The sequence below is a fragment of the Lentzea sp. NPDC058450 genome (assembly GCF_042721395.1).
Classification (GTDB): domain Bacteria; phylum Actinomycetota; class Actinomycetes; order Mycobacteriales; family Pseudonocardiaceae; genus Lentzea.
This window is the reverse complement of sequence record NZ_JBHXLO010000013.1, coordinates 1-20,767: the sequence shown is the minus strand read 5'-3', so window position 1 is coordinate 20,767 and position 20,767 is coordinate 1. Positions and strand designations below refer to the sequence as shown.

Here is a 20,767-nt window from a genome sequence, read left to right as displayed (position 1 = left end):
ACAAAGCAGGGTGTCACCTAGGGGTATCGGACCTGAGTCCGAGACGGAGGTCGGACCGCGGGCCGATCCGCCCGAGCGGAAGCGCTGGCACCGTTCTGGGACATGAGGTTTCCCAACGGGTGGGTCGGAGGCGCGGCGCTGGTCGCCGGGCCGGTGCTGTTGCTGGTGGGCACGCTGTTGAGGTCGCCCTTCCACTTCTTCTTCCCCGACCAGCTGAAGGCGGTGGCCGCGCATCCCGCGCTGATGCAGGCGGCCTACACCGCGTTCCTGGCCGGTCACGTCGTGATGTGGGCGGCGGTGGCCTTTCTGGTGCACCGGATCGGGGCGAACCGGTGGGCCGCGTGGGGTGGGGTGCTGGTCACGGTCGGGCTGTTCGGGCGGACGTTCCACGCCGGGGTCGACCACGCGGCGTTCAGCGCCACGAAGCACCGCGGGGTCGCGGAGGCCACGGAACTGGTCGCGCAGGGGTACGGCGACCTGCACCTGTTCAGCTATCTGGCGTTCACGATCGCGTTCGGCTGGTACGTGCTGGCGTTCGGGGCGTACCGGGGCGGCCTCGGCAGGGTCCGGTCGGTGGCGCTGGCGACGATGGGGCTGCTGCCGCTCGGCGTGCTGAAGGGTGCCGAGATCGTGTCGGTCATCGGCACGATCGGGCTGTGCGTCGCCTTGGTGCCGTTGGGCGTCCAGGTGCTCCGGGAGCAGCCGAGGCCGACTAGGAAGAACGTGCTCACGGCCGTGCCGGTCGCGCTCGGGCTAGGGGCGCTCGCGGTGCTGAGCACGATGGGATGACGCGAACGGCACCACGAACCACAGGCCCGCGAACAGGACGAACGCCACGGCGCCGACCACCGCCGCCGGCCAACTGCCGAGCACGACCTCGGCCAGCAGCAGGACGGTGCCGGTCATCGCGAGGGCCAGGCAGGCCAGTCCTACCAGCGTGAACGTGTTGCCGGACCGGACCACGTCCTCGCGGCGGCCCTGCCGGAACAGCACGCGGTGCCAGGCGGCGGGCGCGGTCAGGAACGCCACGGCCACCGCCGCGAACAGCACCGTGACCAGGTGCGTCACCCGGACGTACGAGCCCACGGAGGAGTACTTGTCGGTGAACGCGATGGAGAGCAGGAAGCCGAACAGGATCTGCACGCCGGCCTGCGCCACGCGGAGCTCCTGGAGCAGCTCGTTGAGGTTCCTGGCGAGTCTGCGCTGGTCGGACTCCTCGGCTTCGCTCACCACCACCGCGTACCCGGCGGAAGGGCGTCGAAACACCCGTACGAGTACCGAAATGGCGGGACGCGCGCGGTGCCAGTAAGCAAGAGATCCATGAAGACGCTTGCAGTCGTGATCGCCGCCGGGCTCGTGTTCGCGGGAGCCGGACCCGCGCACGCCGCACCCGCGCCCGTCGCCCACGCGTCCGCGAAGTTCGAGACCTACAGCGCCGCGGCGAGGGCCGTCACGCACGACCCGGTGAAGGTGCCGGTCGGCGCGAAGATCACCGTCGTCGGCGTGCCGACGATCGGCGGCGGGACGACGGTCCTGTTGGTGCTCAACGGTTTGCTGCCGAACCGGGCGTACGGCGCACACGTCCACGTGAAGGCGTGCGGCGCCGCGCCCGCCGACTCCGGGCCGCACTTCCAGCACGTCGAGGACCCGGTACAGCCGTCCGTCGACCCGGCGTACGCCAACGCCCGCAACGAGATCTGGCTCGACGCGCACACCGACGCGAACGGTTTCGCGCAGAGTTCATCCACTGTGGACTGGCAGTTCACCGAACGCCACGCGCAGTCCGTGGTGCTGCACAACGAACACACGCACACCGCGCCCGGCGAGGCAGGCACCGCCGGGCCACGACTCGGATGTGTGAACGTCGGCTTCTAGACCTTGTTGACCACGAAGAAATCAGTCACGAACGCGACGGCGTCGCCCGCGGTGTTGCGGCCGACCCAGGTCGGGTAGACGCCGTCGCCCCACCCGGTCGAGAAGGCCACGACGTTCAGCCCGGACCGGGCGTCGGTCACGATGGCGGGGCCGCGACCGCCGCCGACCGCGCCCAGCGCGTCGATCAGCTCGCAGTTGCCGAGCTCGTCGTCGCTCACCAGGCGGTCCAGCGCCGTGGCCGTGACGACGTCGAAGAACGCGCCGGTGCTCGACTTCACGTCGTACCCGAACTCCGGCATCACCGGCAGCATCGGCACGGTCTCGCCCGCCGTCACCGCGGGCCGCCACGAGTACGCGGGCTCGTCGCGGATCACGACCCTGGCGGCCGCGACGCGGTACCCCTGCCGCTCGTCGGGAACGCCGTCGCCGTCGACGTACGAGACCAGCGAGACCGACACCGGGTAGGTGCCGGGGTCGACCTCGTCGGTGAACGGCTCCGCGTCCTCCGGCCACACGACGAACGGGTCCGCCGCCACGAGTCTTCCCGTCGGCAGGGCCAGCTCACCCACGTGCTCCACGGTAATGACCTGCTGCTCGCCACCGCCGCTCGACGCGCCGACGGGCCCGTCGACGAACAACCGCTCGAACCCGGACCTGATCAGTGCAACCGCCCCCATGAGCTAGGCCACCTCCACAGGCATGTTGGCAGACGCCCCCGACACCCGATCGGGGCACCGGGGGTGTTCGCCGTGAGTGAAGACCCCAGTCGCCGCAAGGAATCCGCTGCCACGCTGGTCAGCATGGGGACGATCGCGGCGGTGCTCGGCGACATCACTCGACAGCAAGTCGACATCATCGTCACGGCGGCCAACGAGTCGTTGCTCGGCGGCGGCGGGGTGGACGGCGCGATGCGGGGCCGCCGGTCAGGCACGTGATCCACACGGCCTGGCCGGTTTCGACGCCCTTGCCCAGGCGTGTGAGCAAGCTCGCAGCGGCGATGCCCCCTCGGTCACTCTCGGTGAAGATCACGGCTGGTCAGTGCCGTAACCTGAAGGGCGTGTCCGTTCCCTCCACGCTGAAGATCGGCCCGTTCGCCGTCGACCCGCCCGTCGTGCTGGCCCCGATGGCGGGCATCACGAACGTGGCGTTCCGGCAGCTGTGCCGTCAGTACGGGGCCGGGCTCTACGTCTGCGAGATGATCACTGCGCGTGCGCTGGTCGAGCGCGATCCCATGACCATGCACATGATCACGTTCGACGAGGGCGAGAGCCCGCGGTCGATGCAGCTCTACGGCGTCGACCCGCGCAACGTCGGCGAGGCCACGAAGATGATCGTGGACGAGAACCTCGCCGACCACATGGACATGAACTTCGGCTGTCCCGTGCCCAAGGTGACACGCAAGGGCGGCGGGGCGGCGCTGCCGTACAAGCGCGAGCTGTTCCGGCAGATCGTGCGGGCCGCGGTCCGCAACGCCGGGGACATGCCGGTCACCGTCAAGTTCCGCATCGGCATCGACGACGACCACCTGACGTACCTCGACGCCGGGCGCATCGCCGCGGACGAGGGTGCGCAGGCCGTGGCGCTGCACGCGCGCACGGCGTCGCAGCGGTACTCCGGCAAGGCCGACTGGTCGGCGATCGCGCGGCTCAAGGAGGCCGTGACCAGCGTTCCGGTGCTGGGCAACGGCGACATCTTCAGCGCCCAGGACGCGCTCGACATGGTCGCCGGGACCGGGTGCGACGGCGTGGTCGTCGGGCGCGGGTGCCTCGGCCGGCCGTGGCTCTTCCGGGACCTGCAGGCGGCGTTCCGGGGCGAACCGGTCCCCGAGGGGCCGACGCTCGGCGAGGTCGCCGAGGTGCTCAGGACGCACGCCCGGTTGCTCGCGGCGCATGACGGCGAGCACAAGGGTCTGCGGGACCTGCGCAAGCACATGGCCTGGTACTGGCACGGCTTCCCGGTCGGCGGGGACACGCGCCGGGCGTTCGCGATGGTGTCGAGCCTGCAGGAGCTGGACGACCTCATCGGCACGCTCGACGGGGACGTGCCCTTCCCCGCGAACGCCGAGGGGCCGCGGGGCCGGCAGGGGTCGTCGGCGAAGGTTGTGCTGCCGGAGGGCTGGCTGGACGACCCCGAGGACGCCACGGTGCCGTCCGGTGCGGACGTGATGCACTCCGGTGGCTGAGCGGATCGCGGTCCTCCTCACCGCGCTCGTGCTCCTCACGGGCTGCGGTGGACCGGTCGCGGGCACAGCCAGGCCGGTCCAGCTCACCGAGGACGGCCGCGCCAAGTTCAAGGACTACTACGCCCGCCTCAACAAGGCCGGCGAGGAGAGCGCCTCCAAGCAGGCTGACCTGCTCAAACAGACCCAGCACCCGGACTTCCGCAAGAAGACCTGCGACCTGCGCGGCGCGACGATCACCGTCGACCCCACCTGGGGGACGCTGCGGGCGGACGCCGACTGGGCACCCCCCGGCGAGAAGGTCCACCCGCGCGGTGACGTCTACGTCGTCGCCGTGACGATCACACTGCGCCAGCAGGACCAGACCATCGGCAGCCAGATCGGGTCGATGCACGTGGTCCTGCTGGACGACGAGGTGTACGGGTTCGCGCCCTGCCTCGGTGGCTGAACGGATTGTTGATCTTCCAAGCTCACTGAATCGGAGCAGCTGACGGTCAACCGGACGGGGGAAATAGCGCCCCCACACGTCCTTCTCGCTCAAGCGTCGCCTCTCAGGAGACGACACCTGGCAGGTAAGGAGGTGACCGCGATGACCGCGCTTCAGCCAGAGACCGCAGCGACCCAGCCCGACGTCAGCGTCGACGAGCAGGGTCCTGGCCTGGTGGGCGTGCACGAGTCCATCGCGACGTTGCTCGCCTCCCGCGGTCAGTGGCGCCAGGCGTACCAGCACCTGCGTTCCGCGCTCGACCTCGTCCACGCGGACCAGGTCGAGGAGCCGCACGTTCCGGAACAGCTGCGCCGCGAGGTCGACAGGCTGCGCCGGGAGCACGCCGAGGCACGCGAACAGAGCCTGCGCGACAGCCTCACCGACTCCTACAACCGCCGTTACCTCGACCAACGGCTGATGGACCTGCTGGCCGAACACGGAGCGTGCCGGCACGGGCTCGCCATCGCCCTGCTCGACCTCGACTGGTTCAAGCAGGTCAACGACACCTTCGGCCACCTCCTGGGCGACCGGGTGCTGCAACGCGTCGTGGAGCTGTTGCAGCAGGGCCTGCCCGAGGACGGCTTCTGCGCCCGCTACGGCGGCGAGGAGTTCGTGCTCGTGCTGCCGCGCGTGGACGCCTCCAGCTCCGTGGAGATCGCCGAGGCCGCCCGGGAACGTGTCGAGCGTCACCCGTGGCAGGAGATCGCGCCGGGGCTGCGCGTGACCGTCAGCGTGGGCCTCGCCTACGAACCGCCCGCGCACGAGGCGCCGGAGCGCCCCGCCGTGAGCGCCGAGCAACAGCTGCTGCGCGCCGACAGCCTCCTGTACACGGCCAAGCAGTCGGGACGCAACGCGGTGGCGTACCGTGCGGATGGACGGGTTCGCCTCGCGGGTGCTGCCTCAGGCAGGCGTGCGATCGCTGAAACACGTGTTCTCGGTTACTACTGAGTGACCTGGCTCACCCGTTCAGGGCATGCGGACTGCGCGGAATCGCGTACAGATCGCAGCCGTATCACCCGGAGTGGTCGTCAGAACTCGGCTACATCCGTAGTATCGCGGGCGCAACTGACACGCCGGTGATGCAACCCTTGTGTCCCGGTCGTCGTCACTTCGTAATGACGAACCGCTTTTGCTTCTGACCCAGAAGGGAGATTGGGTGCCCGACGACCCCCGACGTGGCGGCCCCTCTTCCCGCGGTGATCAGGATCCCCAGCACGACCAGCCGACCGGCCGTAGACGTCGCTCGATGGATGGCTCTGGGGGCCTGAGCGTCTCGGACCTCATCGAGCAGCACAGCAGGACGAACATCCCCCGACCCGTCCCGCCAGGCTCGCCCGAACCCACGACAGGCAGGCGCGCCCTGCCCGAACCGCCCGCGACGACCGGCAGGCGCGCCCTGCCAGACCCGCCGGCGCAACCACCACAGGCACCACAACCGCAGGTCCAGCAGCCTCAGGCACCGCGGCAGCAGCCACCCGCGGCTCACCGGCCAGGTGAGCAGACGGGTACGCGCCCGCGTCCTGAGCAGCCGGGACCGCAGAACTTCACCGGCGAGCAGACCGGCAGGCGACGCAGGGCCGACGCGCCCGCCGAGCCCACCGGCGCGCCCCAGCCGAACGGTGCCCAGCAGCAGCCCCGCCCGCGTCCCGACCAGACGGGACCGCGGCCGAGGCCCGCGCAGAATCCGGTACAGAACCCGGAACAAAGCGGCGCCTATCGGGTCAATCCGGAACAAAGCGGTGCATACCGCGTGAATCCGGAACAAAGCGGTGCTTATCGCGTTCCCGGTGAACAGACCGGCCCGCGGCAGCGACCGGACGCGACGGGCATGCAACGCCGCCCGGTGCCGCCGAACGGCGCTCCGCCGAATGGTGTTCCCCCGAACGGGGCCCCGCAGAACGGTGCTCCGTCTCGGCGGATGCCTCCTGGTGACGCGCCGTCCCAGAACGGCATCCCGCGCCCGCCGGCTCCCGGCGACCCGCGGCGGATGCCTCCCGGTGACGTGCCGTCCTCGAACGGCATCCCGCGCCGTCCGGCGCCGAACGGCGTCCCGGAAGCGGGTATGCCGACCGGCACCGTGCGCCGTCCGGACGGGCCCCCGCCTCGGCGGATGCCTCCCGGTGACGCGCCGTCCCAGAACGGCATCCCGCGGCCACCCGTGCCTGGAGACCCAGGCGGCCTCCAGCGTCCCCCTGCGCCGGGAGGGACGCCGGAAGGCCCCGCAGCCGGTGCACCTCGTCGCCTCCTGCCAGGCGACGCACCGTCTTCGAACAGCATCGCGCGTCCTCCCGCCCCCGGCGAGGGGCCGGAAACGGGCCGCCGCCCCATGCCCCCGAACGGGGACGTGACGGGCAGGCAGCCGATGCCGTCGCGCGCGGAGTCGAGCGGTCCCCGGCCGATGCCCCCGAGGGCGGAGTCCAGTGGGCCGCGCCCGGCACCCGGTGGTCTCGCGGGCCGGCTCGGCGCGTCCGAGCCCGCCGACGAGCCGCAGGCCGACGCGCCCGGTCCCGAAGCCACGCAGATCACCTCGGCCGCCGGTGTGGCCAAGGTCGAGAAGCGCGAGGACATGGACCCGCTGAGCCTCACCACCGAGATGGAGGCCATCGGCGACGACGTGAAGAAGCGCCGCGAGGTGGACCACACCCTCGCGCGGTTCTCCGCGGTGCACGACGAGCTGCTCGAGCAGGAGCGCCAGCGCAAGGAACGGCGCTCCAAGCTCATGCCGTGGGTCAAGGACGGGGAAGAGGAAGAGGGTCTCGTCGACGAGGCGACCCAGTTCGCCGAACCCGTCGTCCCCGGCGAGGAAGAAGGCGTCCGGCAGGTCACCGGCCGCACGCCCCAGCAGCGCAAGATGATGCGCACCGCGCGGATCGGCGCGATCGCCGCCGCCGCCGTGGTGTTCGCGTCGACGGGCGTGGGCTGGGCCGCGATGAAGTGGGCCGACTCCAAGATCCAGCGGATCGACGCGCTCGGCGGCAACTCGCAGGCCGTGCAGCAGGCCGAGAAGCAGCTCGGCGACGAGAACTTCCTGCTGGTCGGCTCGGACACGAGGGCCGGGGCGAAGGCGGGCGACAACGTCGGCACCCAGGACCAGGAGGGTGGCGCGCGGTCGGACGTGATCATGCTCGCGCACATCCCCAAGGACCGTAAGCGCATGGTCATCGTGTCGCTGCCGCGGGACGTGCGGGTCGACCGGCCCGACTGCCGCCAGTGGAACCCGGACAACGGGCAGTACGCGGGCCCGCTGGCGCCGGAGAAGGGCGTCATGGCGAACTCCGTCTACAACGACGGTGGTCCCGAGTGCGTCGCGAACCTGATGACGCAACTGTCCGGCCTCAAGATCAACCACTTCGTCAGCATCGACTTCGTCGGCTTCCGCGAGATGTCGACGGCGATCGGCGGCGTGGAGATCTGCTCGCCCACGCCGATCATCGACGACGAGCTCGGTGTCGTCCTGGACAAGGCGGGCAAGTACACGCTCAAGGGCGACCAGGCGTTGTCCTACGTCCGCGCCCGCAAGGTGCAGGCGAAGGGCGACGGCGGCACGGACTTCGACCGGATCAAGCGCCAGCAGGGTTTCCTGTCGGCGATGCTGCGGCAGGCGTTGTCGAACGAGGTCCTGCTGAGCCCGACGAAGCTCAACAACTTCATCAACGCGCTCACGAAGTCCACGGTCGGCGACAACATCGACGTCGCCTCGCTGCTGGAGCTCGCGAACTCGTTGCAGAGCCTCGACGCCGGCCGCGTGTCGTTCGTGACGATGCCGCACTGGACCGACGAGGGCCCGACGAAGTCGAACGACGACAACATCGAGCGCCTCAAGGACGACGACATCAAGGCGTTGTTCCAGACGATCATCGACGGAACGCCGCTGCCGCAGGAGAAGGCCGCGGAGCCGAAGCCGGGCGAGAACAACGCCCCGGCGCAGCAGCCCGGCACCCTGGTCGACCCCAAGGAGGTCAGCATCCAGGTGCTCAACGGCGACTCGAGCAACGGCGGCGCGGCCGCCAGCACCTCGAACGCCCTGCAGCAGCAGGGTTTCAAGGTCGTCCGCCAGGGCAACGCGCCGGAGCAGGCACCGAAGACGATCATCCGGTACTCGAAGGGCAACGAGAACAAGGCGGCCACGCTCAAGGCGGCCGTGCCCATCGCGGAACTGGTCGAGGCGCCCGAGATGGGCGGCGCGGTCCAGCTGGTGATCGGTGCCAACTACGACGAGAAGGTGCAGGCTCCCAAGCCTGGCCAGCAGGGCACTCCGCAGGGACAACCCCAAGGTCAGGCGGGCAACGATCTGTCCATTGTGAACGCGGCACAGGACCCCTGCGCGGCGAAGTGATTCGCCTGGGGTTCACCTGCGGTTCATGCTGGCATGTCGCTGCCGCGATGGTCGGGACGTAGGCTGAGCGCCATGCGCGAGGCCTACCACGACTCTCTAGAAGAGCTCGCCGAACGACTGGCCGACATGACCGGCATGGTCGCTGAGGCGATGCAGAACGCGACCGCAGCCCTGCTGCAGGCCGACCTCGGCCTGGCCGAGCAGGTGATCAGCGGTGACCAGAAGGTCGACGACGTCCGCTCCAGCATCGAGGAGCAGTCGTACGCGCTGCTCGCGTTGCAGGCACCGGTCGCGACCGACCTGCGCACCGTGCTCGCGGTGATCCACGCCGCCGAGAGCGTCGAGCGCATGGGCGACCTGGCGCTGCACGTGGCGAAGGCCGCGCGCCGCCGGCACCCGGCGTCCGCACTGCCCGACGACGTCAAGCCGTACTTCGAGGAGATGGGCCGCATCGCGGTCAAGCTCGCGACGGAGGCCGCGGAGATCATCCGCAACAAGGACGTCGACCGCGCGCGCAACCTCGAGGACGAGGACGACGCGATGGACGACATCCACCGCCACCTGTTCTCGGTGATCATGGACAAGGAGTGGCAGCACGGCGTCGCGGCCGCGGTCGACGTGACGCTGCTCGGCCGCTTCTACGAGCGCTACGGCGACCACGCCGTGTCGGTCGCCAAGCGCACGGTCTTCGTCGTCACCGGCCGGATGCCCGGCTACGGTGCCGACGACGACCTCTAGGAATTCCAGGTATCAGCGAAACTGCCCATCGCGTTCTGCCGCGAGCTCCGGATCGGCGTAGGCCTCGGAGAACTCGGCGAGCACGGTGGGCAGTTCTTCGTCCCAGGTCGCCCGCGCCTCGTCCCGCGGCAGGTCCCTGGCGTCCACGGTGAAGTACGCCCACGCCCGTACGAGCTGCGGCATCAACTGGAGATCCGCCTCGGACACGTGCAGCTTCGCCGCCACGCTGAGGATCAGCACGGCGGTCAGCGACGCCGGCCCGTACACGACGGGATCGCGGTTCTGGTCCACCGCAGCGGAAACGACGACCCGCGCGAACGCCCGCGCCGCCTCGACGTCCGCGATCCCGTGCTCCGAGGCCAGGAACACGTCGACGACCTCGTCCGTCCTTTCCGGACCGATGACGGGAATCGCGTACTCGCTGGGGACCAGCGAGCTGACCCGCGCGTCGGCGAGGGCGATGAGCTGCACGGGGTGCCGCACGTCCTCGTCGCCCATGAGGCCTTCCTCGGCCTCCTCGTCCGGGCCGTCCTCCCAGAACTGCTCGACGTCCGGCCACACGCGGTCGTAGACGTCGGTGGCGCTCAAGGGCGTGATCTCGTCGCGGAACGCCTCGGGCGTGGAGGCGATCATGTCCTCCAGCAACGCCGCGGTGCCCTCGTCCGGCGTGGAGAAGAGCTCGATCGCGGTGGCACCGAGCACCGGCTGACGCATGAACAGCACGGTCTCGCCGACGCCCGCGCGTTCCTGGGTGATCGCGATGACCTCCACGTCCCCCAGCAGGTTCGTGACGAGGAAGGCGTCGCGGAAGTCCGGCACGGTGCCCGGCACGTACCAGGACGGCTCGGCGACTCCGCGTGCCGCAACGGTTTCCGCGGCCGTGAACGCCTCGGCGCGGTGCTCGGCGGACCCGACGCCCGCGAGGGCGCGCAGGGCGGTGAGCGCCGCGGGGTCGTCCATCGCCCGCAACGCCTCGACCATCGGCGTGTGGCCGGAGCCCGCGAGCCAGAGGGTCGCGTAGAGCTCACTCGCCCAGGCGTCCGCGAGCAGCCAGGACTCGGAACGCAGAGCGGCCGCCGACTCGAGGAGCGCCCCGTACGGGGACTGCTGCTCGGGTCGGCGGCCGGGTGCCTTGCCTTGCTTCTTCTTGCGCGACTTGCTTTGCGGGCTCACCCGCAAGAATTTAGACCAAGTCGCGTCTTTAGCCGAACCGGCCGGAGATGTAGTCCTCGGTGGCCTTCTGGCTGGGGTTGGAGAAGATCTTCTCCGTGTCGTCCACCTCGATCAGCTGTCCGGGCTGACCGACACCCAGCAGGTTGAAGAACGCGGTCTGGTCCGAGACGCGCGCGGCCTGCTGCATGTTGTGAGTCACGATGACGATCGTGTACTCCTTCTTCAGCTCCGTGATCAGGTCCTCGATCGCCAGCGTGGAGATCGGGTCCAGGGCCGAGCAGGGCTCGTCCATGAGCAGGACGTCCGGCTGCACCGCGATGGCACGCGCGATGCACAGACGCTGCTGCTGACCACCGGAGAGGCCGCCGCCCGGCTTGTCGAGCCGGTCCTTGACCTCGTTCCAGAGGTTGGCGCCGCGCAGCGAGCGCTCCGCCACCTCGTCGAGCTTCTTCTTGTCCTTGACGCCCGAGAGGCGCAGGCCCGCCACCACGTTGTCGCGGATGGACATCGTGGGGAACGGGTTGGGGCGCTGGAAGACCATGCCGATGGTGCGGCGCACCTCGACCGGGTCCACAGTGGACGTGTAGATGTCCTCGCCGTCCAGCAGCACCTTGCCCTCGACGCGGGCGCCGGGCGCGACCTCGTGCATGCGGTTCAGCGAACGCAGCACGGTCGACTTGCCGCAACCCGAGGGGCCGATGAACGCCGTGACGTTCTTCGGCGGCACCGCGAGCGAGACGTTCTCCACGGCGTGGAACTTGCCGTAGAAGAGGTTCAGGTCCTTGATGTCGAGTCGCTTGGCCATGTCCGCCCGCTCACTTCGTCTTCGGCGCCAGCGCCCGCGAGATCACGGTCGCCAGGAGGTTGAACAGGGTGATGAGGACGACGAGGGTGATCGCCGCGCCCCAGATGCGGTCGAAGCCCGCCGCCGTCGGGTTGTTCCGCTCGTTCACCATCATCAACGGCAACGAGGCCATCGGGCCCTCGAACAGGTTGTAGTTGATGAACGGCGCGTACGCGGCGAGCACCAGCACCGGTGCGGTCTCGCCCATGACGCGGGCGAGGGCCAGCATGATGCCGGTCAGGATGCCGGAGAGCGCGGTCGGGATGACGATCTTGACGATCGTCTTCCACTTCGGGATGCCCAGTGCGTACGAGGCCTCGCGCAGCTCGTCCGGGACGATCTTGAGCATCTCCTCGGTCGTGCGCACGATGACCGGCACCATCAGCAGCACCAGTGCGAGCGACACGGCGAGCGCGCTGCGGCTCAGGCCGAACGTCGTGATCCACACCGTGTAGACGAACAGCGCGGCGACGATCGAGGGGACACCGGTGAGGATGTCGACCATGAACGTCGTGGCCTTCGAGAGCTTCGAGCGGCCGCCGTACTCGACGAGGTAGATGGCGATCATGATGCCGATCGGCACCGAGATCACGGCGCAGACGAGGCCCTGGACCAGCGTTCCGTAGATCGCGTGGTACGCGCCGCCACCCTGCTGGCGGGCCAGCAGACCGGACATCGACTTCTGCCACCAGTCACCGTCGAGGATGACCGGGAAGCCGCGCTGGACGACGGTGTAGAGCACCCAGACCAGCGGGATGATCGCGATCAGGAACGCGCCCCACACGAGTGCGGTGGCGAGACCGTTCTTGATCTGGCGCGAGGTGCTGACCTTCTGGAACGTCGGCGGCGTCGCGAGGCGCTGGGGGTCCGCGAGGTTGGTGCTCACTCGTACTCCTTGTGGCCGGCGACGATCGAGCGCGCGATGGCGTTCACGACGAAGGTCAGCACGAACAGCACCAGACCGGCGGCGATGTAGGCACCTGCCGAGCGCGGGTCGTTGAACTCGGGTGCGGCCAGGGCGATCTTCGAGGCGAACGTCGACCCGCCGTCGAACAGCGACCAGCCGAACGCGCTGGTGGCGGTGCTCAGGATGATCGCGACGGCGATGGTCTCACCGAGCGCGCGGCCGAGGCCGAGCATCGAGGCGCTGACGTAACCGGCCTTGCCGAACGGCAGGACCGTCGTGCGGACGACCTCCCACTTGGTCGCGCCGAGCGCGATCGCGCCCTCGATGTGCATCGTGGGCGTGCGCTCGAAGACCTCGCGGCTGACGGCCGTGATGATCGGCAGGATCATCACCGCGACGACGATGCCCGCGGTGAAGATGGTGCCGCCGAGCTGGACGTTCACGTTGCCCTTGGCGAACAGCGGGATCCAGCCCAGGTTCTCGATCAGCCACTCGGAGAACGGGAAGAGCACCGGACCGAGCACGAAGAGGCCCCACAGACCGAAGACGATCGAGGGGACCGCGGCGAGCAGGTCGACGACGTACGCGAACGGCCGGGCGAGGTTGCGCGGCGCGTACTGCGTGAGGAACAGCGCGATGCCCAGCGCGATCGGCATGGCGATCAGCAGGGCGAGCAGCGCGACGACGACCGTGACGAGCGTCAGGTCGAGGATGCCGAACCGCAGGTTGGTGGGGTCGGTGGTGTTCCACTCGCGACTGGTCAGGAAGTTGACGTTGTCCAGCCCGAGCGACGGGATCGCCTGCAGGATCAGGAACAGCCCGATCGCGCCGATGAGGACGACGATGAAGACACCGGATCCCGTCGCCAGGCCGCGGAAGATGCGGTCACCGGGCCGGACGTGAGGTGCCTTGGTGGTAGCTGAAGCTTCCGGTGTCGGGGGAATCGGAGCCTCCGAGGCGGTGTGAGCAGCCGCGACGCCCCGCTCGGTTCCGGTGGCACCGGAACCGGCGGGGCGCTTGGCCACGACGGGATCGTTCATCGCGTCAGCGTTGGCCGAAGTCTCGCATCAACCTCAGGCGATCGCCTTCACGGCGGTCAGGATCTTGTCCTGGAACGCCTTGGGCAGCGGCACGTAGCCGGCGTCCGCCAGCTGGGCCTGGCCCGTGGTGGCGGCAACCGTGAGGAACGCCTTGACGGCCTTCGCGGTGTCGGCGTCGTAGCCCTTCGAGCAGACGATCTCGTAGGTCGCGAGGAGCAGCGGGTACGCACCGGCGGCCTTGGTGCCGTAGATCGAGTCGAGGTCGAGGACGAGGTCGTTGCCCTGGCCCTTGATCTTGGCCTCGTCGATGGCCTTGCCGGCCGACTCGGCGGTCAGCTCGACGGCGCCGGCACCGGCGTCGATCTTGGCGATCGAGAGCTTGTTGTCCTGCGCGAACGACCACTCGACGTAGGTGATCGCACCGTCGATGGAGCCGACGGCCTGAGCGACACCGGCGGACTTCTCCTTGCCCTCGCCGACACCGCCCTTGAACTGCTTGCCGTCACCCTTGGTCCAGCCACCGGCGACCTTGAGGTACTTCTGGAAGTTGTCGGTGGTGCCCGACTCGTCCGAGCGGTAGATGACCGCGATGTCCTTGTCCGGCAGGGTCGCGGAGCCGTTCAGCGCCTTGATGGCCGGGTCGTTCCACTTCTTGACCGCACCGGAGAAGATCGCGGCGGTGGTCTTGGCGTCCAGCACGAGGCTGTCCACACCGGAGACCTTGAAGCCGACGGCGACGGGGCCGAAGACCAGCGGCAGGTTCCAGGCCGGGTTGGTCTGGCAGCGCTTGGCGGCGGCCTCGGTCTCGGCGCCTTCCTTCAGCGCGGAGTCCGAGCCACCGAAGTCGACCTGGCCGGCGTTGAAGTTCTTCACGCCCGCGCCGGAGCCGGAGGGGTTGTACGCGACGTTCACCCCGGGGCAGGCGGCCTGGTAGGCCTGCACGAACGCGTCGACCGCGTTCTTCTGCGCGGAGGAACCCTCGGCGTTGAGGTTGGTCTTGCCACCGCACTCGACGGGCGCGGAGGCAGTCTCCGAGGCACCGGTGTTGCCGGAGCCGGTCGGAGTGTTGTTGTCACTGCCGCATGCACCGAGCAGCAGCGCGCTGGCCGCGACGAGGCCGAGCACGGCACCGTGCCGCTGGATCTTCACCTTGGTCCTCCACCTTGCGGAAGCATTAGCGAGTCGCGACGGGCGTCGCCGCTCGCTACGGAAGGTAGGTAGCCAGAGTGGACAACCCACCTAGACAAGGTGAACGAGAGGTGAACACAGGACGGGAAGTGACGGGTCACACGGCCGAAAGAGTGACTGCGTGACCTGGGCGTATGCGTTTTGTGACGGTCCGTTGACTACCGGGCGTACTGGACGTCGGCATCCCAAAGGGTGAAGCCGAGCTTCGTGTAGACGCGCACAGCCGCTGTGTTGTCGGACTCGACGTACAGCATGACTTCCTTGACGCCCTGTTCGCGCAGGTGACGCAGGCCCGCGAGGGTCAGCGCCTTGCCGAGACCGCCGCCCTGCCGGTCGGGGTCGACGCCCACGACGTAGACCTCACCCAGTTCGGGCGTGTGCACCTTGGTCCAGTGGAAGCCCGCCAGCCGGTCGTCCGCGTCGATCGCGAGCAGGAAGCCCCCGGCGTCGAACCAGTCCTCTTCTTCCTTGGCCTGGACGTCCTCGACCGACATCGCGCCCTGCTCGGGGTGCCAGTCGAACGCGCGGTGGTTCACGTACACCACCGCGGCCTCGTCCTGGCCCGGCACGAACGGCCGGATCGTGATGCCCTCGGGCAGCGTGGGCTGCGGCAGGTCGTTCTCGACGCGCAACCGCATCCGCAGCAGTTCGCGCACCTTGCGGAAGCCCAGCTTCTGCGCGAGCTTCTCGGCGTCCGGGTGACCGCCGTGCGCCCAGATCCGCAACGTCTCCTGCGGGAGCGCGTTGACCAGCGCCTCGCCCACGCCCTGATGGCGGTGCTTCGGGTGCACGGCCAGCTCGGCGACCTTGTTGCCCGCGGAGTCGCCGACCAGGTCGACGTGCGCGTACCCGGCGAGCTCGCCGTTCAGGTGCGCGAGCAGGTGCCTGCTCCCCGTCGCGCCGGGACGCATCCGCAGTCGCACGGCCTCGCCGACCGGTGCCACGCCATCGGTGCTCTCCGCGGCCTGCAACAGCCCCGTCACCTCGGCGGCCTGGTCGGCCGTCAGCTCCTCGAACCAGCTCAGTTGCGCCACACAGGCGAACCTACCGCGCGATCAAACGCTCATCCAGAACACGGGCGGAGTCGTCGATCTCCACCTCGGCGAGGTCGGGACGACGCGACGAGCCGGGACGCGGCGGGCGGACGAACTTGTAGCCCACGTTGCGGACCGTGCCGATGAGCGCCTCGTGCTCGGGGCCGAGCTTCGCGCGCAGACGTCGGACGTGGACGTCGACCGTGCGGGTGCCACCGAAGAAGTCGTAGCCCCAGACCTCCTGCAGCAGCTGCGCGCGGGTGAAGACCCGGCCCGCGTGCTGCGCGAGGTACTTGAGCAGCTCGAACTCCTTGTAGGTGAGGTCGAGCGGGCGGCCCTTGAGGCGCGCGGTGTAGGTGGCCTCGTCGATGACCAGGTCGCCGAGCTGGATCGCGCCGTCACCGCCGGGCTGCGCCGTGCCGCGGCGCGAGCGGACCAGCCGCAGGCGGGCGTCGACCTCGGCGGGGCCGGAGTTCGGCAGCAGGATCTCGTCGACGGACCAGTCGGAGTTGACCGCGACCAGACCGCCCTCGGTGACGACCGCCACGACGGGCACGTCCACGCCGGACGAGTCGAGCAGGCGGCACAGCGAGCGGGCGCCGACGAGGTCGGTGCGCGCGTCGATCAGGACGATGTCGTGGGGTCCGGCTTCGAGGAGCGCGGAGACCTCGGGACGCAGCGGGCGGACCGCGTGCGGCAGCAGAGCCAGCGCGGGAAGCACAGCCTCCGGGTCCGGGTCTGTCGTCAGCAGAAGCACGTCGATGCTCATCGCGGCGCCCTCCAAATCGGCCGTGGTCGGTCACCTGTGACCAGACCAGCGGCGTACGGTGACCGGGCCCCGTTGCCTGCGGATGACGGAGAGACTACCGGTGTCGGTCGAGAAAGTCCCAGGTCAAGAAGCCGTGCTCACATTTGTTTCCACAGGCGTCATCCCTGTTACATCGACGTCACACGACGGGGTGCCGTTGCACGGCGTCCACCACAAGAGTGAAAGCGACCTCGCTTTCGTTGTGGGGCACGGGTTCACGAACAACGTGCGCCGCCCGTACGTGGCCCGCGTTCTCGCCCGGCTGGCTCGGAACGCCGGCGTCGTCGCGCTCGACTTCCGCGGCCACGGACGGTCCGGCGGGCGTTCCACGGTCGGCGCCGACGAGGTCCACGACATCGAGGCGGGCGTGCGGCTCGCCCGCTCGCTCGGCTACTCGAAGATCGCCACGGTCGGGTTCTCGATGGGCGCGTCGATCGTGCTGCGGCACGCGGTGCTGGGGGAGACGAGGCCCGACGCGGTCGTGTCGGTGAGCGGCCCCGCCCGGTGGTGGTCGCGCGAGACCGCTCCCATGCGGCGGGTGCACTGGCTGCTGGAACAACCCCACGGCAAGCTCGCCGCGCGGGCGTTGGGGGTTCGGCTGGGCGACAGCTGGGTACAGCCGCCGGAGAGTCCGCTGGAGGTGGTCGGGCGCATCACACCGACCCCACTGCTGATCGTGCACGGTGACCTGGACCACTATTTCTCCGTGGACCACGCCAGGTCGCTGCACCGCGCGTCCTCCGGACATGCCGAGTTGTGGATCGAACCCGGCATGCGGCACGCCGAATCGGCCGCGACTCCAGACCTGGTAGACCGGATGGCGGCATGGATCGCCGTTAACGTCGAGGACGAGGAATGACTGCCCAGACCCCTGCACGGCCGCGAAAGAAGAAGTCCCGGCGCGGGAAGTTCCTCATCGTCACCCTGATCGTGCTCGCCGTGCTGCTGGTGGCGGCCGACTTCGCGCTCGCCGCGGCGGGTGAGTACCAGATCGCCCAGCGGATGCGGGAGAAGCTGCAGCTCAGCGAGGACCCGTCGGTGCGCATCAACGGGTTCCCGTTCGCGCTGCAGGCGTTGCGCGGCGACTACCAGCACGTGGAGATCCGCGCGTCCGGCGTGCCGGTCAAGGACGAGCAGCAGGGCGTCGACCTGCGCGACCTGGACGTCGAGGCCGACCTGCTGCACACCCGCGTGGAGCTCGCGGACCTGCTGGCCGGCAACGTCTCCAAGGCGACGATCGACACGGTGAAGGGCAGCGTGCGGATCAAGGCGCTGGACCTGAACCGGCTCGCGAACCAGGTGACGCCGTTCGACAAGCTCTCGATCGAGCCGGACAACCGCGTCGACGCGCCCGCGCAGCCGGACCCGGCGGCGCCCAAGACCACCGCGGCGATCAAGCTCTCCGGCGAGACGAATGTGGCCGGCAAGGTCGTGTCGCTCACCGCGTACGGGCAGATCGCGCTGGTCAGCGGTGCCATCCAGATCAACATCGACGACATCGAGCTGAACGACGCGTCGTTGAAGCAGATCATCCCGCAGCTGCGGCAGGCGCTCGCGATCAAGATCGACCCGGGCACGTTGCCGTTCGGCGCGGTGCCCACGGCCGTCGAGGTGGAGAGCGGTTCGTTCAAGCTGTCCGGCGAGATCGCGGATGTACCGTTGGTCCAGCGATGACAGGTGTGTGGGCGCTGCTGGGCGCGCTGGCCGTGGCCGGTGCGATCGGTGTGCTGCTCAAGGTCCGCGAGGGCCGCATCTCCTCCTCGAAGGCTTCCGTTCCCGACCTGCCCGCTCCCGTGCGCGACCTGCTCGTCGCGCCGGGGGTGACGCTGGTGCAGCTCTCCACGACGTTCTGCGCGCCGTGCCGGCACGCGAAGGTGATCCTGCGCGACCTGGCCGACCGCACGGACGGCCTCGCCCACGCCGAGCTCGACGTCACGAACCTCCCGGACGTGGCCGCGTCGCTGGGCGTCATGCGCACCCCCACGACGCTGGCCCTGCGCGCCGACGGCACCGAGCTGTTGCGAGTCGGTGGCGTGCCGAAACGGGACTCGTTGCTGGACGCGTTGCGCCCGCATTTGCCCTAATCCGGTCGGGTGAACCTGCGCTGTTCCATCAGTTGGACATACCTCCCGCACCGAGGGATTGAGGGCTACCCTCGCTGCCATGACCTTGCTGCTCACGAAGCGACGCGCGGTTGATCTGTGCCGCGTGCGCAGCAGCCTGTGTCGCACGACGAGCTGAACTGGGCTGCTTGACGCCCATCAGCTACCTCTGCCGGACTGAATCCCCTCGTCCGTTTGCCCGGAGGTCGTCGTGCCCAAAGACTCCCCTGTAGACCCGCGCGGACCGCGCTTCTCCGCCTGGATGACCACCGTCATCCTCGCGACCGTGTTGCTCACCGGCTGGTGGCGCCTGCTCGCCGCCCAGACGGTGCTCTTCGCGATGTGCGCGTTCATCTCGCTGAAGTTGAACCCGTGGGGTCACGTCTACCGCTACGCGATCCAGCCCCGCCTGACCCCGACCACCGAACGCGAGGAAGCCGCTCCGTTGCGGTTCGCGCAAGGAGTCGGCTTCGTCTTCGCTCTGATCGGCACCCTCGGTTACGCCACGGGCCTCACCACGCTCGGCATGGTGGCAACCGGCTTCGCACTGGTCGCGGCTCTGCTGAACGCCGCGCTCGGCCTGTGCCTCGGGTGCGAGATGTACCTCGTGCTGCGCAGGTACGTGCCTGCCCTCGCTCGACCGCAATAACTACCAACAGGAGCTATTTCCCATGAGCCGTGAGAACGTGCTGGTCTCGGCCGCCTGGTCCGAGGAGAACCTCCAGGCGCCGGGCGTCGTGTTCGCGGAGGTCGACGAGGACACCACCGCGTACGAGGGCGGCCACATCCCCGGTGCCGTCCGCATCGACTGGAAGACGGAGTTGCAGGACCCGGTCCGCCGCGACTTCATCGACCGCGAGGGCTTCGAGAAGCTGCTCTCGGCCAAGGGCATCTCCAACGACGACACCGTCATCCTCTACGGCGGCAACAACAACTGGTTCGCGGCCTACGCGTACTGGTACTTCAAGCTCTACGGCCACACCAACGTGAAGCTCCTCGACGGTGGCCGCAAGAAGTGGGAGCTCGACGGCCGCCCGCTGGACAAGGAAGAGGTCGTCCGTTCCGCGACCTCCTACTCCGCCCAGGAGCAGGACCTGTCGATCCGCGCGTTCCGCGACGAGGTCGTCGACGCCATCGGCAACAAGAACCTCGTCGACGTGCGCTCCCCCGACGAGTTCTCCGGCAAGCTGCTCGCCCCGGCCCACCTCCCGCAGGAGCAGGCGCAGCGCGGCGGCCACATCCCGTCCGCCGTCAACGTCCCGTGGTCCAAGGCGGCCAACGAGGACGGCACCTTCAAGTCGGACGACGAGCTGCGCGCCCTCTACGCCGAGGCGGGCTTCGACGGCAGCCGCAAGACCATCGCGTACTGCCGCATCGGCGAGCGCTCCTCGCACACCTGGTTCGCCCTGCGCGAGCTGCTCGGCCACGAAGACGTCAAGAACTACGACGGTTCTTGGACGGAGTACGGCTCGCTGATCGGCGTGCCGATCGAGCTCGGTTCCGGCAAGGAGGCCTGATCATCATGACCAACGGCTGCGGCGCCCCCGCACAGGGCGGCACGATCGAGGCCTCCACGACGGAGACCGTCCTCGAAGGCAAGGTCGTCGCCGACGGCACCCCCGTCGGCGGCGCGTTCGTCCGCCTCCTGGACTCCACCGGCGAGTTCACCGCCGAGGTCGTCACCTCGCCGGAGGGCGACTTCCGCTTCTTCGCGGCACCGGGCAGCTGGACCGTCCGCGCGCTGCACCGCACGGGCAACGGGCAGGCCGACGTGTCGGCCTCGGGCCCCGGCGTGCACGCGGTGGAGATCGCGGTCGCCTAGACCTGATCGGTATGGCGAAGGCCCCGGCGGTGACTCACCGCCGGGGCCTTCCCCGTGCGGGGCCGGGAGCGAGGGGCCTGCTGGGCTGTGGGTGCGTGTCCGGAGGTGGCAACGGCAACGTCTGATCGGCAGCGATGCCGAAGGCGAGCCGTCCTTCCTCGAAGAGTCTGGGTGGGGTGGCTTCGTCACGAGTCGTGCCATAGCTCTTGCTGCATCAGAGGAGGGGTGTCAAAC

General features: G+C 69.3%; 23 protein-coding genes and 1 pseudogene. 15 read left to right on the top strand and 9 right to left on the bottom strand.

All coding sequences use genetic code 11. The features are described from left to right. The first annotated feature begins 102 nt into the window (after nucleotides 1–102). Nucleotides 103–789 carry a hypothetical protein gene (locus ACFWNN_RS20890; protein WP_382441580.1) on the top strand — a complete coding sequence of 229 codons (687 nt, stop codon included), beginning with the start codon at nucleotides 103–105 and terminating at the stop codon, nucleotides 787–789. Here the strand turns inward: ACFWNN_RS20890 and ACFWNN_RS20885 are convergent. Then, nucleotides 754–1,230, bottom strand: a complete 477-nt coding sequence (locus ACFWNN_RS20885; protein ID WP_382441579.1) for a DUF6328 family protein — start codon at nucleotides 1,228–1,230, stop codon at nucleotides 754–756. The two genes, ACFWNN_RS20890 and ACFWNN_RS20885, sit on opposite strands and share 36 nt — an antisense overlap. 90 nt (nucleotides 1,231–1,320) lie before the next feature. Between ACFWNN_RS20885 and ACFWNN_RS20880 the strand changes: the two genes are divergently transcribed. Beyond that, nucleotides 1,321–1,875: a superoxide dismutase gene (locus ACFWNN_RS20880; RefSeq protein WP_382441578.1), complete on the top strand. Its 555-nt coding sequence runs from the start codon at nucleotides 1,321–1,323 to the stop codon at nucleotides 1,873–1,875. Here the strand turns inward: ACFWNN_RS20880 and ACFWNN_RS20875 are convergent. Continuing rightward, complete coding sequence (locus ACFWNN_RS20875) at nucleotides 1,872–2,552, bottom strand: DUF4241 domain-containing protein (RefSeq protein WP_382441577.1); 681 nt, start codon at nucleotides 2,550–2,552, stop codon at nucleotides 1,872–1,874. The genes ACFWNN_RS20880 and ACFWNN_RS20875 overlap by 4 nt on opposite strands. Before the next feature lie 123 nt (nucleotides 2,553–2,675). Here ACFWNN_RS20875 and ACFWNN_RS20870 point away from each other — a divergent pair. The 6 genes and pseudogenes from ACFWNN_RS20870 to phoU all read left to right on the top strand — a co-directional run. Further along, nucleotides 2,676–2,804, top strand: a pseudogene (locus ACFWNN_RS20870) (O-acetyl-ADP-ribose deacetylase); the annotation flags it as partial. A gap of 68 nt (nucleotides 2,805–2,872) precedes the next feature. Beyond that, nucleotides 2,873–4,057, top strand: coding sequence for a tRNA dihydrouridine synthase DusB (gene dusB / locus ACFWNN_RS20865; RefSeq protein WP_382441784.1), 1,185 nt, complete (start codon nucleotides 2,873–2,875; stop codon nucleotides 4,055–4,057). Continuing rightward, entirely contained in the window at nucleotides 4,050–4,502 is a 453-nt protein-coding gene (locus tag ACFWNN_RS20860) for a hypothetical protein (protein WP_382441576.1), read from the top strand. The genes dusB and ACFWNN_RS20860 overlap by 8 nt, the downstream gene beginning before the upstream one ends. Nucleotides 4,503–4,643: 141 nt before the next feature. Continuing rightward, entirely contained in the window at nucleotides 4,644–5,489 is an 846-nt protein-coding gene (locus ACFWNN_RS20855; RefSeq protein WP_382441575.1) for a GGDEF domain-containing protein, read from the top strand. Between the two features lie 970 nt (nucleotides 5,490–6,459). Further along, nucleotides 6,460–8,877: an LCP family protein gene (locus ACFWNN_RS20850; RefSeq protein WP_382441574.1), complete on the top strand. Its 2,418-nt coding sequence runs from the start codon at nucleotides 6,460–6,462 to the stop codon at nucleotides 8,875–8,877. Between the two features lie 72 nt (nucleotides 8,878–8,949). Next, nucleotides 8,950–9,615, top strand: a complete 666-nt coding sequence (gene phoU / locus ACFWNN_RS20845; protein WP_382441573.1) for a phosphate signaling complex protein PhoU — start codon at nucleotides 8,950–8,952, stop codon at nucleotides 9,613–9,615. A gap of 12 nt (nucleotides 9,616–9,627) precedes the next feature. On the opposite strand, the gene ACFWNN_RS20840 is transcribed toward phoU, so the two are convergent. From ACFWNN_RS20840 to ACFWNN_RS20810, 7 genes are all read right to left on the bottom strand, one after another. Next, nucleotides 9,628–10,788, bottom strand: coding sequence for a hypothetical protein (locus ACFWNN_RS20840; protein ID WP_382441572.1), 1,161 nt, complete (start codon nucleotides 10,786–10,788; stop codon nucleotides 9,628–9,630). 28 nt (nucleotides 10,789–10,816) lie between these two features. Next, a complete protein-coding gene (pstB, locus tag ACFWNN_RS20835) occupies nucleotides 10,817–11,593 on the bottom strand; it encodes a phosphate ABC transporter ATP-binding protein PstB (RefSeq protein ID WP_189159115.1) in 777 nt (258 codons plus the stop codon). Between the two features lie 10 nt (nucleotides 11,594–11,603). Further along, on the bottom strand, nucleotides 11,604–12,518 hold the full coding sequence (gene pstA / locus ACFWNN_RS20830) for a phosphate ABC transporter permease PstA (protein WP_382441571.1): 915 nt from the start codon (nucleotides 12,516–12,518) through the stop codon (nucleotides 11,604–11,606). Further along, nucleotides 12,515–13,579, bottom strand: coding sequence for a phosphate ABC transporter permease subunit PstC (gene pstC / locus ACFWNN_RS20825; RefSeq protein WP_382441570.1), 1,065 nt, complete (start codon nucleotides 13,577–13,579; stop codon nucleotides 12,515–12,517). Before pstC ends, pstA begins: the two co-directional genes overlap by 4 nt. A 33-nt stretch (nucleotides 13,580–13,612) precedes the next feature. After that, the gene (pstS, locus tag ACFWNN_RS20820) at nucleotides 13,613–14,728 is read right to left on the bottom strand and encodes a phosphate ABC transporter substrate-binding protein PstS (protein WP_382441569.1); all 1,116 of its coding nucleotides are present in this window, start codon (nucleotides 14,726–14,728) and stop codon (nucleotides 13,613–13,615) included. A gap of 197 nt (nucleotides 14,729–14,925) precedes the next feature. Continuing rightward, complete coding sequence (mshD, locus tag ACFWNN_RS20815) at nucleotides 14,926–15,801, bottom strand: mycothiol synthase (protein WP_382441568.1); 876 nt, start codon at nucleotides 15,799–15,801, stop codon at nucleotides 14,926–14,928. A gap of 10 nt (nucleotides 15,802–15,811) precedes the next feature. Then, complete coding sequence (locus ACFWNN_RS20810; RefSeq protein WP_382441567.1) at nucleotides 15,812–16,570, bottom strand: winged helix-turn-helix domain-containing protein; 759 nt, start codon at nucleotides 16,568–16,570, stop codon at nucleotides 15,812–15,814. Between the two features lie 241 nt (nucleotides 16,571–16,811). On the opposite strand from ACFWNN_RS20810, the gene ACFWNN_RS20805 reads away from it, so the two are divergent. From ACFWNN_RS20805 to ACFWNN_RS20775, 7 genes are all read left to right on the top strand, one after another. Beyond that, nucleotides 16,812–17,468: an alpha/beta hydrolase family protein gene (locus ACFWNN_RS20805; RefSeq protein ID WP_382441566.1), complete on the top strand. Its 657-nt coding sequence runs from the start codon at nucleotides 16,812–16,814 to the stop codon at nucleotides 17,466–17,468. Then, nucleotides 17,465–18,283: a DUF2993 domain-containing protein gene (locus tag ACFWNN_RS20800; RefSeq protein ID WP_382441565.1), complete on the top strand. Its 819-nt coding sequence runs from the start codon at nucleotides 17,465–17,467 to the stop codon at nucleotides 18,281–18,283. The genes ACFWNN_RS20805 and ACFWNN_RS20800 overlap by 4 nt, the downstream gene beginning before the upstream one ends. Beyond that, nucleotides 18,280–18,693, top strand: a complete 414-nt coding sequence (locus ACFWNN_RS20795) for a thioredoxin family protein (protein ID WP_382441564.1) — start codon at nucleotides 18,280–18,282, stop codon at nucleotides 18,691–18,693. Before ACFWNN_RS20800 ends, ACFWNN_RS20795 begins: the two co-directional genes overlap by 4 nt. Before the next feature lie 79 nt (nucleotides 18,694–18,772). Next, nucleotides 18,773–18,850: a putative leader peptide gene (locus ACFWNN_RS20790; RefSeq protein ID WP_373294250.1), complete on the top strand. Its 78-nt coding sequence runs from the start codon at nucleotides 18,773–18,775 to the stop codon at nucleotides 18,848–18,850. A gap of 72 nt (nucleotides 18,851–18,922) precedes the next feature. After that, entirely contained in the window at nucleotides 18,923–19,360 is a 438-nt protein-coding gene (locus ACFWNN_RS20785) for a DUF4395 domain-containing protein (RefSeq protein WP_382441563.1), read from the top strand. A gap of 22 nt (nucleotides 19,361–19,382) precedes the next feature. Beyond that, the gene (locus tag ACFWNN_RS20780; protein ID WP_382441562.1) at nucleotides 19,383–20,228 is read left to right on the top strand and encodes a sulfurtransferase; all 846 of its coding nucleotides are present in this window, start codon (nucleotides 19,383–19,385) and stop codon (nucleotides 20,226–20,228) included. A gap of 5 nt (nucleotides 20,229–20,233) precedes the next feature. Then, entirely contained in the window at nucleotides 20,234–20,533 is a 300-nt protein-coding gene (locus ACFWNN_RS20775) for a DUF1416 domain-containing protein (protein ID WP_382441561.1), read from the top strand. Nucleotides 20,534–20,767 lie beyond the last annotated feature (234 nt).

What these genes read in the sequence shown, in the direction of transcription:
- ACFWNN_RS20875 (WP_382441577.1), bottom strand. Translation starts at nt 2,552, where the DNA reads ATGGGGGCGGTTGCACTGATCAGGTCCGGGTTCGAGCGGTTGTTCGTC.
- ACFWNN_RS20855 (WP_382441575.1), top strand. Translation starts at nt 4,644, where the DNA reads ATGACCGCGCTTCAGCCAGAGACCGCAGCGACCCAGCCCGACGTCAGC.
- pstC (WP_382441570.1), bottom strand. Translation starts at nt 13,579, where the DNA reads ATGAACGATCCCGTCGTGGCCAAGCGCCCCGCCGGTTCCGGTGCCACC.
- ACFWNN_RS20810 (WP_382441567.1), bottom strand. Translation starts at nt 16,570, where the DNA reads ATGAGCATCGACGTGCTTCTGCTGACGACAGACCCGGACCCGGAGGCT.
- ACFWNN_RS20795 (WP_382441564.1), top strand. Translation starts at nt 18,280, where the DNA reads ATGACAGGTGTGTGGGCGCTGCTGGGCGCGCTGGCCGTGGCCGGTGCG.
- pstB (WP_189159115.1), bottom strand. Translation starts at nt 11,593, where the DNA reads ATGGCCAAGCGACTCGACATCAAGGACCTGAACCTCTTCTACGGCAAG.
- ACFWNN_RS20890 (WP_382441580.1), top strand. Translation starts at nt 103, where the DNA reads ATGAGGTTTCCCAACGGGTGGGTCGGAGGCGCGGCGCTGGTCGCCGGG.
- dusB (WP_382441784.1), top strand. Translation starts at nt 2,873, where the DNA reads ATGCCCCCTCGGTCACTCTCGGTGAAGATCACGGCTGGTCAGTGCCGT.
- ACFWNN_RS20800 (WP_382441565.1), top strand. Translation starts at nt 17,465, where the DNA reads ATGACTGCCCAGACCCCTGCACGGCCGCGAAAGAAGAAGTCCCGGCGC.
- ACFWNN_RS20780 (WP_382441562.1), top strand. Translation starts at nt 19,383, where the DNA reads ATGAGCCGTGAGAACGTGCTGGTCTCGGCCGCCTGGTCCGAGGAGAAC.
- ACFWNN_RS20775 (WP_382441561.1), top strand. Translation starts at nt 20,234, where the DNA reads ATGACCAACGGCTGCGGCGCCCCCGCACAGGGCGGCACGATCGAGGCC.
- phoU (WP_382441573.1), top strand. Translation starts at nt 8,950, where the DNA reads ATGCGCGAGGCCTACCACGACTCTCTAGAAGAGCTCGCCGAACGACTG.
- ACFWNN_RS20850 (WP_382441574.1), top strand. Translation starts at nt 6,460, where the DNA reads ATGCCTCCTGGTGACGCGCCGTCCCAGAACGGCATCCCGCGCCCGCCG.
- ACFWNN_RS20790 (WP_373294250.1), top strand. Translation starts at nt 18,773, where the DNA reads ATGACCTTGCTGCTCACGAAGCGACGCGCGGTTGATCTGTGCCGCGTG.
- ACFWNN_RS20880 (WP_382441578.1), top strand. Translation starts at nt 1,321, where the DNA reads ATGAAGACGCTTGCAGTCGTGATCGCCGCCGGGCTCGTGTTCGCGGGA.